The organism is Serratia sp. 201, assembly GCF_037027545.1.
Classification (GTDB): Bacteria; Pseudomonadota; Gammaproteobacteria; order Enterobacterales; family Enterobacteriaceae; genus Serratia; species Serratia bockelmannii.
Genome location: NZ_JAXCHC010000005.1, coordinates 15758 through 31154 on the forward strand (window position 1 = coordinate 15758; position 15397 = coordinate 31154).

A 15397-nucleotide genomic window follows, 5' to 3' on the forward strand; every position below is an offset into this window, starting at 1 on the left:
AGGATCGCGATCCTAATAAGAGATCTAATAAAGAGATCTTTAAATAAAAAAGATCTTCTTTTAATTACCGACGATCCTGACCACTTGGTCGATCGTCTAAACTTGAGTAGAATCCCCGACCCCAGGGCAAATACGATCGTTCGCAATACGGCGAGGTGCAGTTCCATGTTTTATCCAGATCAATTTGACGTCATCATCATCGGTGGTGGCCATGCAGGTACCGAGGCCGCCATGGCCGCGGCACGCATGGGACGTCAGACTTTATTATTGACACACAATATCGATACGCTGGGACAGATGTCCTGTAACCCGGCGATTGGCGGTATTGGTAAAGGGCATCTGGTTAAGGAAATTGATGCACTCGGCGGCCTGATGGCGACGGCGATCGACCACGCCGGCATCCAGTTTAGGATACTAAACGCCAGCAAAGGCCCAGCCGTTCGTGCCACACGCGCTCAGGCGGATCGCGTACTGTATCGCCAGGCGATCCGTACCGCGTTGGAGAACCAGCCCAACCTGATGATCTTCCAACAACCTGTTGAGGATCTGATCGTCGAAAACGATCGCGTAGTCGGCGCCGTCACCCAAATGGGCCTGAAATTCCGCGCCAAGGCGGTGGTATTGACCGTAGGCACCTTCCTGGATGGCAAGATCCATATCGGTCTGGAAAACTACAGCGGCGGCCGCGCCGGGGATCCACCTTCGATCTCGCTGTCGCAACGTTTGCGAGAACTGCCGCTGCGCGTTAACCGCTTGAAAACCGGTACGCCACCGCGCATCGACGCCCGCACTATCGATTTCAGCGTACTGGCGCCGCAACACGGCGATACGCCGGTACCGGTATTTTCGTTCCTGGGCGATGCCAGCCAACACCCGGAACAAATGGCGTGCTACATCACCCACACCAATGAAAAAACCCATGACGTGATCCGCAATAACCTCGATCGCAGCCCGATGTATGCCGGGATCATCGAAGGGATCGGCCCACGTTACTGCCCGTCGATCGAAGACAAGGTCATGCGCTTTGCCGATCGCAATGCGCACCAGATCTTCCTCGAGCCGGAAGGCCTGACCAGCAACGAGATTTACCCTAACGGGATTTCCACCAGCCTGCCGTTCGACGTGCAGATGCAGATCGTCCGTTCGATGGAAGGAATGCAAAACGCGCGTATTATTCGCCCTGGTTATGCTATCGAGTACGATTTCTTCGATCCACGCGATCTGAAGCCGACGCTGGAAAGCAAATTCATTCAGGGGCTGTTCTTCGCCGGTCAGATCAACGGCACCACCGGGTATGAAGAAGCCGCTGCGCAGGGCCTGCTGGCCGGTTTAAACGCCGGGCGCTTCGCCGACGAACAAGAAGGCTGGGCGCCACGTCGCGATCAGGCTTACCTGGGCGTGCTGGTGGACGATCTCAGCACCCTCGGCACCAAAGAGCCGTACCGCATGTTTACCTCACGCGCCGAGTATCGTCTGATGCTGCGCGAAGACAACGCCGATCTCCGCCTGACGGAAAAAGGCCGTGAACTGGGCCTGGTGGACGACGTGCGTTGGGCACGTTACAGCGAGAAGTTGGAGCGAATCGAACGCGAACGCCAGCGCCTGCGCGACATCTGGATGCACCCGCACGCCGAGAACGTCGAACAGGTCAATGCGCTGCTGAAAGCGCCGCTGTCGCGTGAAGCGAACGGCGAAGAGCTGCTGCGCCGTCCGGAGATGGATTACGCGCAGTTAACCGGCACCGACGCCTTCGCGCCGCCGCTGGGCGACGTACAAGCGGCTGAACAGGTCGAGATCCAGGTCAAATACGAGGGCTACATCGCTCGTCAGCAGGAAGAGATCGAAAAACAGCAGCGCAACGAGAATACCTTGCTGCCGTTGGATCTCGACTACCGTCAGGTTTCGGGACTGTCGAACGAGGTGATCGCCAAGTTGAACGATCACAAACCGAACTCCATCGGCCAGGCTTCGCGCATCTCCGGCATTACGCCGGCGGCGATCTCGATTTTGCTGATCTGGCTGAAAAAGCAGGGACTGCTGCGCCGCAGCGCATAAATCTTGCATCCAGGCGGCCGTTTGTTCATCCCGTAGCCAAACGGCCGCTGACATCACTTGCGCCCTGAATTATCATAGTCGCCTCATTGCGCCAGCTAACCATCCGCTGGTCGTTCAGCGCCTGCCAGAGGATCCGTTGTGCAAAAAAAATTAGACTCGCTGCTTGCGGCAGCTGGCATTGAGCTGCCCGATCAGCAGAAACAGCAGCTGCTGGGCTATGTCGGCATGCTGGATAAGTGGAACAAGGCTTATAACCTCACGTCGGTGCGCGATCCGCAGCAAATGCTGGTGCGCCACATTCTCGACAGCATCGTGGTCAACCCGCATCTGCAAGGCTCGCGTTTCATCGATGTCGGCACCGGCCCCGGTTTACCGGGCATTCCGCTGGCGATCGTGCGCCCGGACGCGCATTTCACGCTGCTCGACAGCCTGGGCAAGCGCGTGCGTTTCCTGCGCCAGGTGCAGCATGAGCTGGGTCTGAACAATATCGAGCCGGTGCAGAGCCGCGTCGAAGCGTTCCCCGCCGAGCCGCCGTTCGACGGCGTGATAAGCCGGGCGTTCGCTTCGTTGCAGGATATGCTGTCCTGGTGTCATCACCTGCCGGCGAAAGGGCAGGGGCGTTTTTACGCGTTGAAAGGCGTGCGCCCGGATGAAGAACTGGCGCACTTGCCGGAAGGCGTCAGCCTGGAATCCATCGTGCGGCTTCAGGTGCCTGAATTGGAAGGTGAACGCCATCTGGTGGTGCTTAAGGCAAACTGAGTTTGTTTTTGATCAAACAAGCGTGAATTAAAGGTAGTACTAAGCGTAAAGATAAGCAGGCTAATTAATTGGTCGCTTTTTTTAGTTAATTTACTTTCTATTAACACAAAAAACGCGGCTAATTAGCGACAATAGAGTAATTGCATTTGGAAATAGTCACGTTAGCAATCATGTGCGAAAGATTGGCCTTTGCTGCTAATGTTAATTGGCTGTTGGAATATTGCCTCGCTGCTTGTCAATAAAAGGTTTTCGTCGGGTATACGGATTGTTTTTGAACAGTTAACTGATAATGTTTTGATTTATATAATCTTTTGATCGCTCAAATTGCTAAAGACGGTTTGGTTGACCATCGGCTATAAATCAGGAAGGGGTATTACTGTGATCGGCTTCGCGTTTCTAAACGCAACGCTGGAATAATCAGACAATTAAATGCGTCCTATTATTCCGACCGTTTTCTTGTGAAAATAGGCTGGAATAGGGAAATTTAAATAATTGTTCACCTTTTCGCTACTTATCGATTGAATTCGTTGGTATGCCCCGTATAATTTGCTCGTTTTTTGCTGCTTGACTCAGGACAGCAAAAACAGTTGTATACGTCACTCAGCATACCCCCTCAGGGGTACGGAGAGAACAAACGTCATGTCTGTGTCCCTTTACAGCGGGAAAGTCGCACGCAAACTGCTGTTTTTGCAGTTAATGACTTTTGTTCTGATCAGCGTTGCTTTCTGGCTGAAAAGCCCGGAATGGAGCGCTTCGGCGCTGGCAGGCGGTCTCGCCGCCTGGTTGCCGAGTGCAATGTTTATGCTGTTTGCCTTGCGCCATCAGGCGCAAACGCCGGCGCCCGGTAGGGTTGCCTGGTCGTTCGCCATCGGCGAGGGGCTAAAGGTCGTGATCACCATCGTTTTGCTGATCGTGGCGCTGGGGGTGTTCAAGGCGGAGTTTATACCGCTTGGCCTGACCTATTTAGCGGTGTTAGTGGTGCAGATAGTGGCACCGGCCGTGATTAACAGTTACCGAAATTAACTAAATAAAGGGTAGAGGCATCATGTCTGCAGAGGGATACAACAGTCCACAGGAGTATATCGGTCACCACCTGACGCAGCTTCAGGTCGGGACTGGGTTTTGGTCGATTAACCTCGACTCGATGTTTTTCTCCGTCGTCCTCGGGGTTTTGTTCCTGGTGATTTTCCGCAAAGTGGCTAAAAACGCCACCAGCGGCGTGCCGGGTAAACTGCAAACCGCCGTGGAGCTGGTGGTTGGTTTCGTCGACAGCAGCGTGCGCGACATGTACCACGGCAAGAGCAAGGTGATTGCGCCGTTGGCGCTGACCGTGTTCGTCTGGGTGTTCCTGATGAACCTGATGGACCTGATTCCGGTAGACTTCCTGCCGTTCATCGGGGCGCATCTCGGTCTGCCTGCGCTGCGCGTGGTGCCTACCGCTGACGTGAACGTCACGCTGTCTATGGCGCTGGGCGTGTTTATCCTGATTCTGTTCTATAGCATCAAAATGAAAGGCGTTGGCGGGTTCGTTAAAGAGTTGACCATGCAGCCGTTCAACCACCCTGTATTCATTCCTATCAACCTGATTCTTGAAGGTGTCAGCCTGCTGTCCAAACCTGTTTCACTGGGTCTGCGACTGTTCGGCAACATGTATGCGGGTGAGTTGATCTTCATCCTGATTGCCGGCCTGTTGCCGTGGTGGTCACAGTGGGTCCTGAGCTTGCCTTGGGCTATCTTCCACATCCTGATCATTACGCTTCAAGCCTTTATTTTCATGGTTCTGACGATCGTCTATCTGTCGATGGCGTCTGAAGAGCACTGATTTTCTTAAAACACTTGCACTTTTAAACTGAAACAAACTGGAGACTGTCATGGAAAACCTGAGTATGGATCTGCTGTACATGGCTGCCGCTGTGATGATGGGTTTAGCGGCAATCGGTGCTGCGATCGGTATCGGCATCCTGGGTGGTAAATTCTTGGAAGGCGCTGCTCGTCAGCCTGACCTGATTCCTCTGCTGCGTACACAGTTCTTTATCGTTATGGGTCTGGTCGACGCCATCCCGATGATCGCTGTAGGTCTGGGTCTGTACGTGATGTTCGCCGTCGCGTAAGTAGAGTAACCCTCTACGACGTAACCAAACTATTAACTTTTAAAGAGGCATTGTGCTGTGAATCTTAACGCAACAATCCTCGGCCAGGCCATCGCGTTCGTTCTGTTTGTCTGGTTCTGCATGAAGTACGTATGGCCGCCGATCATGGCTGCCATCGAGAAACGTCAGAAAGAAATCGCTGACGGCCTCGCTTCTGCAGAGCGTGCCAAAAAAGATCTGGACTTAGCGCAAGCCAATGCGACCGACCAGCTGAAAACTGCTAAAGCAGAAGCTCAGGTGATCATCGAGCAAGCGAACAAACGCAAAGCTCAGATCATGGATGAAGCGAAAGCCGAAGCCGAGCAGGAACGTAACAAAATCGTGGCGCAGGCTCAGGCTGAGATCGAAGCCGAACGTAAGCGCGCTCGTGAAGAGTTGCGTAAGCAAGTCGCGATGCTGGCAATTGCCGGCGCCGAGAAGATCATCGAACGTTCCGTGGATGAAGCTGCTAACAGCGACATCGTTGATAAACTGGTCGCTGAACTGTAAGGAGGGAGGGGCTGATGTCTGAATTTGTAACTGTAGCTCGCCCCTACGCCAAAGCAGCTTTTGACTTTGCCGTTGAGCACCAAAGCGTAGAGCGCTGGCAGGAGATGCTGGCGTTTACGGCTGAAGTCACTCGCAATGAACAGATTTCTGAACTGCTGTCTGGCGCGGTTGCGCCAGAAACGCTGTCCAAGACGTTCATCGCGGTTTGTGGCGATCGGCTCGACGAACATGGCCAGAACTTTATCCGTGTAATGGCCGAAAATGGACGTTTACTGGTTCTTCCTGCCGTGCTGCAGCAGTTCATCGAACTGCGCGCCTCGCTGGAATCCACCGTCGAAGTCGAAGTGCTCTCTGCGAGCGCGCTGAGCGACGAACAGCAGGCGAAAATCGCCGCTGCGATGGAAAAACGTCTGTCACGCAAAGTTAAGCTGAATTGCAAAATTGACAAGTCTGTACTGGCCGGCATCGTTGTTCGCGCCGGCGATATGGTGATTGATGGCAGCGTTCGCGGTCGTCTTGAACGCCTGACAGACGTCTTGCAGTCTTAAGGGGACTGGAGCATGCAACTGAATTCCACCGAAATCAGCGAACTGATCAAGCAGCGCATTGCTCAGTTCAATGTAGTGAGCGAAGCTCACAATGAAGGTACTATCGTTTCCGTCAGCGACGGGATCATCCGCGTACACGGCCTGGCCGAAGTTATGCAGGGCGAAATGATCGCGCTGCCTGGCAACCGTTACGCAATCGCATTGAACCTGGAGCGCGACTCCGTCGGTGCCGTGGTCATGGGTCCGTACTCGGATCTGGCCGAAGGCATGAAGGTTAAATGTACTGGCCGTATCCTGGAAGTTCCAGTCGGTCGTGGTCTGCTGGGCCGCGTAGTTAACACCCTGGGCGCACCTATCGACGGCAAAGGCCCGATTGAAAACGACGGCTTCTCTCCGGTAGAAGCTATCGCGCCAGGCGTTATCGAGCGTCAGTCCGTTGATCAGCCGGTTCAAACTGGCTACAAATCCGTTGACGCCATGATTCCAATCGGCCGTGGCCAGCGTGAGCTGGTGATCGGTGACCGTCAGACCGGTAAAACCGCGCTGGCGATCGATGCGATCATCAACCAACGCGACTCCGGCATCAAATGCGTTTACGTGGCTATCGGCCAGAAAGCGTCCACCATCGCTAACGTGGTGCGCAAACTGGAAGAGCACGGCGCACTGGCCAACACCATTGTGGTTGTGGCGACCGCTTCCGAATCCGCTGCACTGCAATACCTGGCGCCATACGCCGGTTGCGCAATGGGCGAATACTTCCGTGACCGCGGTGAAGATGCGCTGATCGTGTACGATGACCTGTCCAAACAGGCCGTTGCTTACCGCCAGATTTCCCTGCTGCTTCGTCGTCCGCCAGGTCGTGAAGCTTACCCAGGCGACGTATTCTACCTGCACTCCCGCTTGCTGGAGCGTGCAGCGCGCGTTAACGCCGAATACGTTGAAGCCTTCACCAAAGGTGAAGTTAAAGGCCAAACCGGTTCACTGACCGCTCTGCCGATCATTGAAACCCAGGCGGGTGACGTTTCCGCGTTCGTTCCGACCAACGTAATCTCGATTACCGATGGTCAGATCTTCCTGGAATCCAACCTGTTCAACTCCGGTATTCGTCCGGCAGTTAACCCGGGTATCTCCGTATCCCGTGTTGGTGGCGCCGCGCAGACCAAGATCATGAAGAAACTGTCCGGTGGTATCCGTACCGCGCTGGCACAGTATCGTGAGCTGGCTGCGTTCTCCCAGTTCGCCTCCGATCTGGACGACGCGACCCGCAAACAGCTGAGCCACGGTCAGAAAGTGACCGAGCTGCTGAAACAGAAACAGTATGCGCCGATGTCGGTTGCACAACAGTCTCTGGTGCTGTTTGCCGCAGAACGCGGTTACCTGAACGACGTCGAAGTCGCCAAAGTGGTGAGCTTCGAAGCCGCGCTGGTCGCCTATGCGGACCGCGAGCACGCCGAACTGCTGAACCACATCAACCAAACTGGCAACTTCAATGATGAGATCGAGGGCAAGTTGAAAGACGTCCTCGAGACCTTCAAGAAAACCCAGTCCTGGTAACGCCGAACGGTCCTGCTGTTGAAAGACAGCAGGCCGTCTGGCACTGAGGAGAAGCAGAGATGGCCGGCGCAAAAGAGATACGTAGTAAGATCGCTAGCGTGCAAAACACGCAAAAGATCACTAAAGCGATGGAAATGGTCGCCGCCTCCAAAATGCGTAAATCGCAGGATCGCATGGCGGCCAGCCGTCCTTATGCAGAGACCATGCGCAAAGTGATTGGTCACCTTGCGTTAGGGAATCTGGAGTACAAGCACCCGTACCTGGATGAGCGTGACGTTAAGCGCGTCGGGTATCTGGTGGTGTCTACTGACCGTGGTCTCTGCGGCGGCTTGAACATCAACCTGTTCAAAAAGCTGCTGGCGGAGATGAAAGCCTGGTCCGAAAAAGGCGTCGAAACCGATTTGGCGCTGATTGGCTCTAAAGCGGCCTCTTTCTTTGGTTCCGTGGGCGGCAACGTGGTTGCCCAGGTGACCGGCATGGGGGACAAACCTTCCCTGTCGGATCTGATCGGGCCGGTGAAAGTGATGCTGCAGGCCTACGACGAAGGTCGTTTGGACAAGCTGTACATTGTCAGCAACAAATTTGTTAATACGATGTCCCAAGAGCCACAGGTGCTTCAGCTGCTGCCGTTACCGCCAGCCGATGACGAAGAGCTGAAGAAAACGCCTTGGGATTACCTGTATGAACCCGATCCAAAAGTGCTGCTTGATACCTTGCTGCGCCGCTATGTGGAGTCGCAGGTTTATCAGGGCGTCGTGGAAAACCTGGCCAGCGAGCAGGCCGCACGAATGGTCGCGATGAAAGCCGCAACCGATAACGGCGGTAGCCTGATCAAAGAGCTGCAGTTGGTATACAACAAGGCGCGTCAGGCCAGCATCACTCAGGAACTCACCGAGATCGTTTCGGGAGCCTCCGCGGTTTAAGCTAGGTTTACGAATTACGTAGAGGATTCAAGATGGCTACTGGAAAGATTATCCAGGTAATCGGCGCCGTGGTGGACGTCGAGTTCCCTCAGGATGCCGTACCAAAAGTGTACGATGCCCTTGAGGTAGAAAACGGCACCGAAAAACTGGTGTTGGAAGTTCAGCAACAGCTGGGCGGTGGCGTGGTTCGCTGTATCGCAATGGGGACCTCCGACGGTCTGCGTCGCGGTCTGAAAGTGAACAACCTGGACCACCCGATTGAAGTGCCGGTGGGTAAAGCTACCCTGGGCCGTATCATGAACGTATTGGGCCAACCGATCGACATGAAAGGCGACATCGGCGAAGAAGAGCGTTGGGCTATTCACCGCGCGGCGCCAAGCTACGAAGAGCTGTCCAGCTCCCAGGAACTGCTGGAAACCGGTATCAAGGTAATGGACCTGATTTGTCCGTTCGCCAAGGGCGGTAAAGTTGGTCTGTTCGGCGGTGCGGGCGTAGGTAAAACCGTAAACATGATGGAGCTGATCCGTAACATCGCGATCGAGCACTCCGGTTATTCCGTGTTTGCGGGCGTGGGCGAGCGTACTCGTGAGGGTAACGACTTCTACCACGAAATGACCGACTCCAACGTTCTGGACAAAGTATCCCTGGTTTACGGCCAGATGAACGAGCCACCAGGTAACCGTCTGCGCGTTGCGCTGACCGGTCTGACCATGGCGGAGAAATTCCGTGACGAAGGCCGTGACGTTCTGCTGTTCGTTGACAACATCTACCGTTACACCCTGGCCGGTACCGAAGTGTCCGCACTTCTGGGCCGTATGCCATCCGCGGTAGGTTATCAGCCAACGCTGGCGGAAGAGATGGGCGTTCTGCAAGAACGTATCACCTCGACCAAGACCGGTTCCATCACTTCCGTACAGGCCGTTTACGTTCCTGCGGATGACTTGACTGACCCGTCACCAGCCACCACCTTTGCGCACTTGGACGCAACCGTGGTACTGAGCCGTAACATCGCTTCTCTGGGTATCTACCCGGCCGTTGACCCGCTGGATTCTACCAGCCGTCAGCTGGATCCGCTGGTTGTTGGCCAGGAGCACTACGACGTAGCGCGTGGCGTGCAGTCCATTCTGCAACGCTACCAGGAACTGAAAGATATCATCGCGATCCTGGGTATGGACGAGCTGTCTGAAGAAGACAAACTGGTCGTATCCCGTGCGCGTAAGATCCAACGCTTCCTGTCTCAGCCGTTCTTCGTGGCAGAAGTCTTCACCGGTTCTCCGGGCAAGTTCGTATCGCTGAAAGACACCATCCGTGGTTTCAAAGGCATTATGGACGGCGACTATGACCACCTGCCGGAGCAGGCGTTCTACATGGTTGGCACCATTGAAGAAGCAGTGGAAAAAGCCAAGAAACTGTAACGCCTTGAGAGGAGGGTGATATGGCTATGACTTACCATCTGGATGTAGTCAGCGCGGAAAAACAGATGTTTTCCGGCCTGGTGCAGAAGATCCAGGTGACAGGCAGCGAAGGTGAACTGGGGATCTTCCCTGGCCATGCGCCGCTGCTGACTGCCATCAAGCCTGGCATGGTGCGTATTGTTAAGCAGCACGGTGAAGAAGAGTTCATCTACCTGTCCGGCGGCATCCTCGAGGTGCAGCCGAGCGTGGTTACCGTGCTGGCGGACACTGCTATCCGTGGTACTGACCTCGACGAAGCGAGAGCGTTGGAAGCTAAGCGTAAAGCTGAAGAACACATTCGCAGCTCTCATGGCGATGTCGACTATGCTCAGGCATCCGCTGAACTGGCGAAAGCGATCGCAAAACTGCGCGTTATCGAGCTCACCAGAAAAGCGATGTAATGTTTGGGTGCTCTGCACCCAACTTTAAGAAAGCGGCCTATAGGGTCGCTTTTTTTTTACTTTAAAATAAGCATTTCAGCCCGGCGGGCGGTGTGGTGTATAACCCCTGATATCGGGAAAGAAACGTCGCCGAACGCCGACAGTTTTTTCGTCCTGAAGCCGAATCGGCCATGATGGCGGCAGGCCAAGAGGCGCGCGGCCTGCGCCGGGTTCGTGATGAGAAATATGTAGTAATATCGTCGCTAAACGGTTTTACTTTCGTCTATCAAAATGGAGTTATCAGGTTGCTTATGTCGAACAGCGCAATGAGCGTGGTCATCCTCGCCGCGGGCAAGGGTACGCGCATGTATTCCGATCTTCCCAAAGTGTTGCATCCGTTGGCCGGTAAGCCGATGGTGCAGCACGTCATTGATGCCGCGATGAAACTGGGCGCGCAACATGTTCACCTGGTATACGGCCACGGCGGCGATTTATTGAAAAGCACGCTGACGGACGGCGCGCTGAACTGGGTGCTGCAGGCGGAGCAATTGGGCACCGGCCATGCAATGCAGCAGGCGGCGCCGCATTTTGCCGACGATGAAGACGTGCTGATGCTGTACGGTGACGTGCCTTTGATTTCCGTGGATACGCTGCAACGCCTGATTGCGGCCAAGCCGCAGGGCGGCATCGGTCTGCTGACGGTGAAACTGGACGATCCGAGCGGTTACGGCCGCATCGTGCGCGAGCAGGGCAACGTGGTGGGCATCGTTGAACACAAGGACGCCAGCGAGGCACAGCGTCAGATTAATGAGATCAATACCGGCATCCTGGTGGCGAACGGGCGCGATCTGAAGCGCTGGCTGGGGATGCTGAACAACGACAACGCACAGGGCGAGTTTTACATCACCGATATCATTGCGTTGGCCCATGCCGACGGCAAGAAAATCGAGGCTGTACACCCGTCGCGCCTGAGTGAAGTGGAAGGTGTGAACAACCGCCTGCAACTGGCGACCCTGGAACGCGTATTCCAGTCGGAACAGTCTGAAAAGCTGCTGTTGGCCGGCGTGATGCTGCTGGATCCGGCGCGTTTCGATTTGCGCGGGGAACTTGTTCACGGCCGCGACATCACTATTGATGCGAATGTGATTATCGAAGGTCACGTCAAGTTGGGCGATCGGGTGAAAATCGGCGCCGGCTGCGTGCTGAAAAACTGCGTGATCGGTAATGATTGCGAGATCAGTCCTTACAGCGTGCTGGAAGACAGCGTGCTGGAAGTCGGCTGCACCGTGGGGCCATTTGCCCGCCTGCGCCCAGGCGCGGAGCTGGCGGCAGGGGCCCACGTCGGCAACTTCGTGGAAATGAAAAAGGCGCGTCTGGGCAAAGGCTCCAAGGCCGGCCACCTCAGCTACCTGGGCGATGCCGAAATCGGCGATGACGTGAATATCGGCGCCGGCACCATCACCTGTAACTACGATGGCGCCAACAAGCACAAGACGCTGATCGGCGATGGGGTGTTCGTCGGTTCCGATACTCAGCTGGTGGCGCCGGTATCGGTCGGCAAAGGCTCCACCATCGCCGCAGGCACCACGGTGACGCGCGATATTGCCGAGAACGAATTGGTGCTGAGCCGCGTCAAGCAGGTGCACATTCAGGGCTGGCAACGTCCGGTGAAGAAGAAGTCATAGTGTGTTTTGCGTTGGGCTCTGTTCACGAGCCCAATACAAAACATAATAACCCCCACCATCTACAGGCTCGGGGGACGCACGGTAAAAACCGGCAAAAATCAGGTCAAGGGCATCGAAAGCGCCCATGAAGGGCGTTCATTAGGAATATAACTGATGTGTGGAATTGTAGGCGCAGTAGCGCAACGTGATATCGCAGAAATCCTGTTGGAAGGTTTACGTCGTCTTGAGTACCGCGGTTATGACTCCGCCGGTCTGGCGGTGGTCGATGAAAAAGGCAACGTCAGTCGCCTGCGTCGCGTAGGCAAGGTACAAAAACTGGCCGAAGCGGCGGAGCAAACCGATCTGCACGGCGGTACCGGCATCGCTCACACCCGCTGGGCAACGCACGGTGAACCGACCGAAGCGAACGCGCACCCGCATGTTTCCGACTACATTACCGTGGTGCATAACGGCATCATCGAAAACCACGAACCGCTGCGCGAGCTGCTGATCGAACGTGGTTACCGTTTCAGCTCCGAAACCGACACCGAAGTGATCGCGCACCTGGTGCACTGGGAACAGTTGCAGGGCGGTACGCTGCTGGAAGTGGTTCAGCGCGTGATCCCACAGCTGCGCGGCGCTTACGGCACCGTGGTGATGGACAGCCGCGATCCGAGCGTATTGGTCGCGGCGCGCTCCGGCAGCCCGCTGGTTATCGGCCGCGGCGTTGGGGAAAACTTCATCGCCTCCGATCAGCTGGCGCTGCTGCCGGTCACCCGCCGCTTCATCTTCCTGGAAGAAGGCGACGTGGTGGAAGTGACTCGCCGCACCGTCAACATCTTCGACAAGCAGGGCAACGCCATCGAGCGTCCTGAGATCGAATCCCAGGTGCAGTATGACGCCGGCGACAAGGGCGCTTACCGTCACTACATGCAAAAAGAGATCTACGAACAGCCGCTGGCGCTGAAAAACACCCTGGAAGGGCGTTTCAGCCATGGCCAAATCAACCTGAGCGAGCTGGGCCCGCACGCCGACGAGCTGCTGGCCAAGGTGCAACACGTGCAGATCATCGCCTGTGGGACTTCTTACCACTCCGGGATGGTGGCGCGCTACTGGTTTGAAGCGTTGGCCGGCGTGCCGTGCGACGTCGAGATCGCGTCCGAATTCCGTTACCGCAAATCGGCGGTGCGTCCGGGTAGCCTGATCATCACCCTGTCGCAGTCCGGCGAAACCGCCGACACGTTAGCGGCGCTGCGCCTGTCCAAAGAGCTGGGTTATCTTGGTTCGCTGGCCGTTTGTAACGTTGCGGGCTCTTCGCTGGTGCGTGAATCCGATCTGGCGTTGATGACCAAAGCGGGCACGGAAATCGGCGTAGCCTCGACCAAAGCCTTCACCACCCAGCTTACCGTGCTGTTGATGCTGGTGGCGCGCCTGGGCCGCCTGAAAGGCATGGCGGAAAGCGTGGAGCAGGAGATCGTGCACGGCCTGCAGGCGCTGCCGGCGCGTATCGAGCAGATGCTGTCGATGGATAAAGAGATCGAAGCGCTGGCGGAAGGCTTCTCCGACAAGCACCATGCGCTGTTCCTCGGCCGCGGCGATCAGTATCCGATCGCCATGGAAGGGGCGCTGAAGCTGAAAGAGATCTCCTATATTCACGCCGAAGCTTATGCGGCGGGCGAGTTGAAACACGGCCCGCTGGCGCTGATCGACGCCGATATGCCGGTGATCGTGGTGGCGCCAAACAACGAACTGCTGGAAAAGCTGAAGTCCAACATTGAAGAAGTACGCGCGCGCGGCGGCCAGCTGTACGTGTTCGCCGATCAGGACGCCGGCTTTGTCAGCAGCGAAGGCATGACCATCATTCCTCTGCCGCACGTCGAGGAAATCGTCGCGCCGATCTTCTACACCGTGCCGTTGCAGCTGCTGTCTTACCACGTGGCGCTGATCAAAGGCACCGACGTTGACCAGCCACGCAACCTGGCGAAGTCTGTCACCGTAGAGTAATTTGCCGCAGGTAAACTGCAAAAGCCGGCCTTCGCGCCGGCTTTTTTCATGAGCGGCCTTAAAGATGACAGCGCGACCGATTCGGCGATAAACGTTGTCATATTCAAGCGGATAGGCCGCGCCAAAACGGTTTTTTTATTGCTTGGCAAATGTGCTGTTTCACAACTAACTTTTTGATTTATAGATAAAACAATACCCATCAAACGCACTGTAATATAACTGTCATATTGCGTACATTTTTCTGTCACCAAACTGTCCTATTTTCCCTCCTGCAGCAATACTTACTCTGATTAAAACGACTCGAAGTCGATTTTAAGTATCCCATTAGGAGGGATTATGAAACTGATGCGTACCACCGTCGCCAGTATTGTGGCAGCGACCTTCTCCCTGACCGCCGTGTCCGCGTTCGCTGCTGCCAGCCTGACCGGTGCAGGTGCGACATTCCCCGCTCCGGTTTACGCTAAGTGGGCAGATTCTTATCAGAAAGAAACCGGCAACAAAGTTAACTATCAGGGCATCGGCTCCTCTGGCGGCGTGAAGCAAATCGTGGCCAACACCGTTGACTTTGGCGCTTCCGATGCTCCGCTGTCTGACGACAAACTGGCGGCCGATGGCCTGTTCCAGTTCCCGACCGTGATCGGCGGCGTGGTACTGGCGGTGAATATCCCGGGCATCAAATCCGGCGAACTGACGCTGGACGGTAAAACCCTGGGCGATATCTACCTGGGCAACGTCAAAAAGTGGAACGATCCGGCTATCACCAAGCTGAACCCTGGCGTGAAACTGCCTGACCAGAACATCGCCGTAGTGCGCCGCGCCGACGGTTCCGGCACCTCGTTCGTGTTTACCAGCTACCTGTCCAAGGCCAACGCGCAGTGGAAAGAGAAGATTGGCGCCGGTTCTACCGTTAACTGGCCGACCGGTCTGGGCGGCAAAGGCAACGACGGCATCGCCGCCTTCGTTCAGCGTCTGCCTGGCTCTATCGGCTACGTAGAATACGCTTACGCCAAACAGAATAACCTGGCTTACACCAAGCTGGTATCCGCCGACGGCAAACCGGTTAGCCCGACCGAAGAGAGCTTCAGCAACGCGGCCAAAGGCGTGGATTGGAGCAAGACCTTCGCTCAGGATCTGACTGACCAGAAAGGCGACAACGTGTGGCCAATCACCTCCACCACCTTCATTTTGGTGCACAAAGAGCAGAAAAACCCTGCTCAGGGTGCCGAAGTGCTGAAGTTCTTCGACTGGGCTTATAAAACCGGCGCCAAGCAGGCGAACGAGCTGGATTACGCCACCCTGCCGACAGAAGTGGTTGAGCAGGTGCGCGCGGCCTGGAAAACCAACGTAAAAGACAGTTCAGGTAAAGCGCTGTACTAACAACGCAGGGGCGCGGGTTCGCCGCGCCCCACACAGTTCT

The 15397-nt window shown here is 55.8% G+C and carries 14 protein-coding genes; all 14 read left to right on the forward strand.

The window, feature by feature from the left end; genetic code table 11:
• Positions 1-165 precede the first annotated feature (165 nt).
• Positions 166-2055 carry a tRNA uridine-5-carboxymethylaminomethyl(34) synthesis enzyme MnmG gene (gene mnmG / locus WA302_RS21720; protein WP_089181460.1) on the forward strand — a complete coding sequence of 630 codons (1890 nt, stop codon included), beginning with the start codon at positions 166-168 and terminating at the stop codon, positions 2053-2055.
• A 138-nt stretch (positions 2056-2193) separates the two neighbouring features.
• On the forward strand, positions 2194-2814 hold the full coding sequence (gene rsmG / locus WA302_RS21725) for a 16S rRNA (guanine(527)-N(7))-methyltransferase RsmG (RefSeq protein WP_025304738.1): 621 nt from the start codon (positions 2194-2196) through the stop codon (positions 2812-2814).
• A gap of 639 nt (positions 2815-3453) precedes the next feature.
• Complete coding sequence (atpI, locus tag WA302_RS21730; RefSeq protein WP_025304739.1) at positions 3454-3837, forward strand: F0F1 ATP synthase subunit I; 384 nt, start codon at positions 3454-3456, stop codon at positions 3835-3837.
• 22 nt (positions 3838-3859) lie between these two features.
• Positions 3860-4636: a F0F1 ATP synthase subunit A gene (gene atpB, locus WA302_RS21735; protein WP_025304740.1), complete on the forward strand. Its 777-nt coding sequence runs from the start codon at positions 3860-3862 to the stop codon at positions 4634-4636.
• A gap of 49 nt (positions 4637-4685) precedes the next feature.
• Positions 4686-4925, forward strand: a complete 240-nt coding sequence (gene atpE / locus WA302_RS21740) for a F0F1 ATP synthase subunit C (RefSeq protein ID WP_004093904.1) — start codon at positions 4686-4688, stop codon at positions 4923-4925.
• A 57-nt stretch (positions 4926-4982) separates the two neighbouring features.
• Positions 4983-5453 carry a F0F1 ATP synthase subunit B gene (atpF, locus tag WA302_RS21745; RefSeq protein ID WP_004933804.1) on the forward strand — a complete coding sequence of 157 codons (471 nt, stop codon included), beginning with the start codon at positions 4983-4985 and terminating at the stop codon, positions 5451-5453.
• 14 nt (positions 5454-5467) lie between these two features.
• Entirely contained in the window at positions 5468-6001 is a 534-nt protein-coding gene (gene atpH / locus WA302_RS21750) for a F0F1 ATP synthase subunit delta (RefSeq protein WP_025304741.1), read from the forward strand.
• Positions 6002-6013: 12 nt separating this feature from the next.
• On the forward strand, positions 6014-7555 hold the full coding sequence (atpA, locus tag WA302_RS21755; protein WP_025304742.1) for a F0F1 ATP synthase subunit alpha: 1542 nt from the start codon (positions 6014-6016) through the stop codon (positions 7553-7555).
• Between the two features lie 59 nt (positions 7556-7614).
• On the forward strand, positions 7615-8478 hold the full coding sequence (gene atpG / locus WA302_RS21760; RefSeq protein WP_004933811.1) for a F0F1 ATP synthase subunit gamma: 864 nt from the start codon (positions 7615-7617) through the stop codon (positions 8476-8478).
• 32 nt (positions 8479-8510) lie between these two features.
• On the forward strand, positions 8511-9893 hold the full coding sequence (gene atpD, locus WA302_RS21765) for a F0F1 ATP synthase subunit beta (protein ID WP_004933813.1): 1383 nt from the start codon (positions 8511-8513) through the stop codon (positions 9891-9893).
• Positions 9894-9913: 20 nt separating this feature from the next.
• On the forward strand, positions 9914-10333 hold the full coding sequence (locus WA302_RS21770) for a F0F1 ATP synthase subunit epsilon (protein WP_004933814.1): 420 nt from the start codon (positions 9914-9916) through the stop codon (positions 10331-10333).
• A 290-nt stretch (positions 10334-10623) separates the two neighbouring features.
• Positions 10624-11997: a bifunctional UDP-N-acetylglucosamine diphosphorylase/glucosamine-1-phosphate N-acetyltransferase GlmU gene (gene glmU / locus WA302_RS21775; RefSeq protein WP_336064732.1), complete on the forward strand. Its 1374-nt coding sequence runs from the start codon at positions 10624-10626 to the stop codon at positions 11995-11997.
• Between the two features lie 153 nt (positions 11998-12150).
• A complete protein-coding gene (gene glmS / locus WA302_RS21780) occupies positions 12151-13980 on the forward strand; it encodes a glutamine--fructose-6-phosphate transaminase (isomerizing) (RefSeq protein ID WP_043140722.1) in 1830 nt (609 codons plus the stop codon).
• A 336-nt stretch (positions 13981-14316) separates the two neighbouring features.
• The gene (gene pstS, locus WA302_RS21785; RefSeq protein WP_043140725.1) at positions 14317-15357 is read left to right on the forward strand and encodes a phosphate ABC transporter substrate-binding protein PstS; all 1041 of its coding nucleotides are present in this window, start codon (positions 14317-14319) and stop codon (positions 15355-15357) included.
• Positions 15358-15397: the final 40 nt, after the last annotated feature.

Excerpts from the sequence above, each read along its gene's own strand:
- WA302_RS21770 (WP_004933814.1), top strand. The coding sequence starts at position 9,914 with ATGGCTATGACTTACCATCTGGATGTAGTCAGCGCGGAAAAACAGATG.
- atpE (WP_004093904.1), top strand. The coding sequence starts at position 4,686 with ATGGAAAACCTGAGTATGGATCTGCTGTACATGGCTGCCGCTGTGATG.
- atpH (WP_025304741.1), top strand. The coding sequence starts at position 5,468 with ATGTCTGAATTTGTAACTGTAGCTCGCCCCTACGCCAAAGCAGCTTTT.
- glmU (WP_336064732.1), top strand. The coding sequence starts at position 10,624 with ATGTCGAACAGCGCAATGAGCGTGGTCATCCTCGCCGCGGGCAAGGGT.
- atpG (WP_004933811.1), top strand. The coding sequence starts at position 7,615 with ATGGCCGGCGCAAAAGAGATACGTAGTAAGATCGCTAGCGTGCAAAAC.
- atpI (WP_025304739.1), top strand. The coding sequence starts at position 3,454 with ATGTCTGTGTCCCTTTACAGCGGGAAAGTCGCACGCAAACTGCTGTTT.
- glmS (WP_043140722.1), top strand. The coding sequence starts at position 12,151 with ATGTGTGGAATTGTAGGCGCAGTAGCGCAACGTGATATCGCAGAAATC.
- atpD (WP_004933813.1), top strand. The coding sequence starts at position 8,511 with ATGGCTACTGGAAAGATTATCCAGGTAATCGGCGCCGTGGTGGACGTC.
- atpA (WP_025304742.1), top strand. The coding sequence starts at position 6,014 with ATGCAACTGAATTCCACCGAAATCAGCGAACTGATCAAGCAGCGCATT.
- mnmG (WP_089181460.1), top strand. The coding sequence starts at position 166 with ATGTTTTATCCAGATCAATTTGACGTCATCATCATCGGTGGTGGCCAT.
- atpB (WP_025304740.1), top strand. The coding sequence starts at position 3,860 with ATGTCTGCAGAGGGATACAACAGTCCACAGGAGTATATCGGTCACCAC.
- pstS (WP_043140725.1), top strand. The coding sequence starts at position 14,317 with ATGAAACTGATGCGTACCACCGTCGCCAGTATTGTGGCAGCGACCTTC.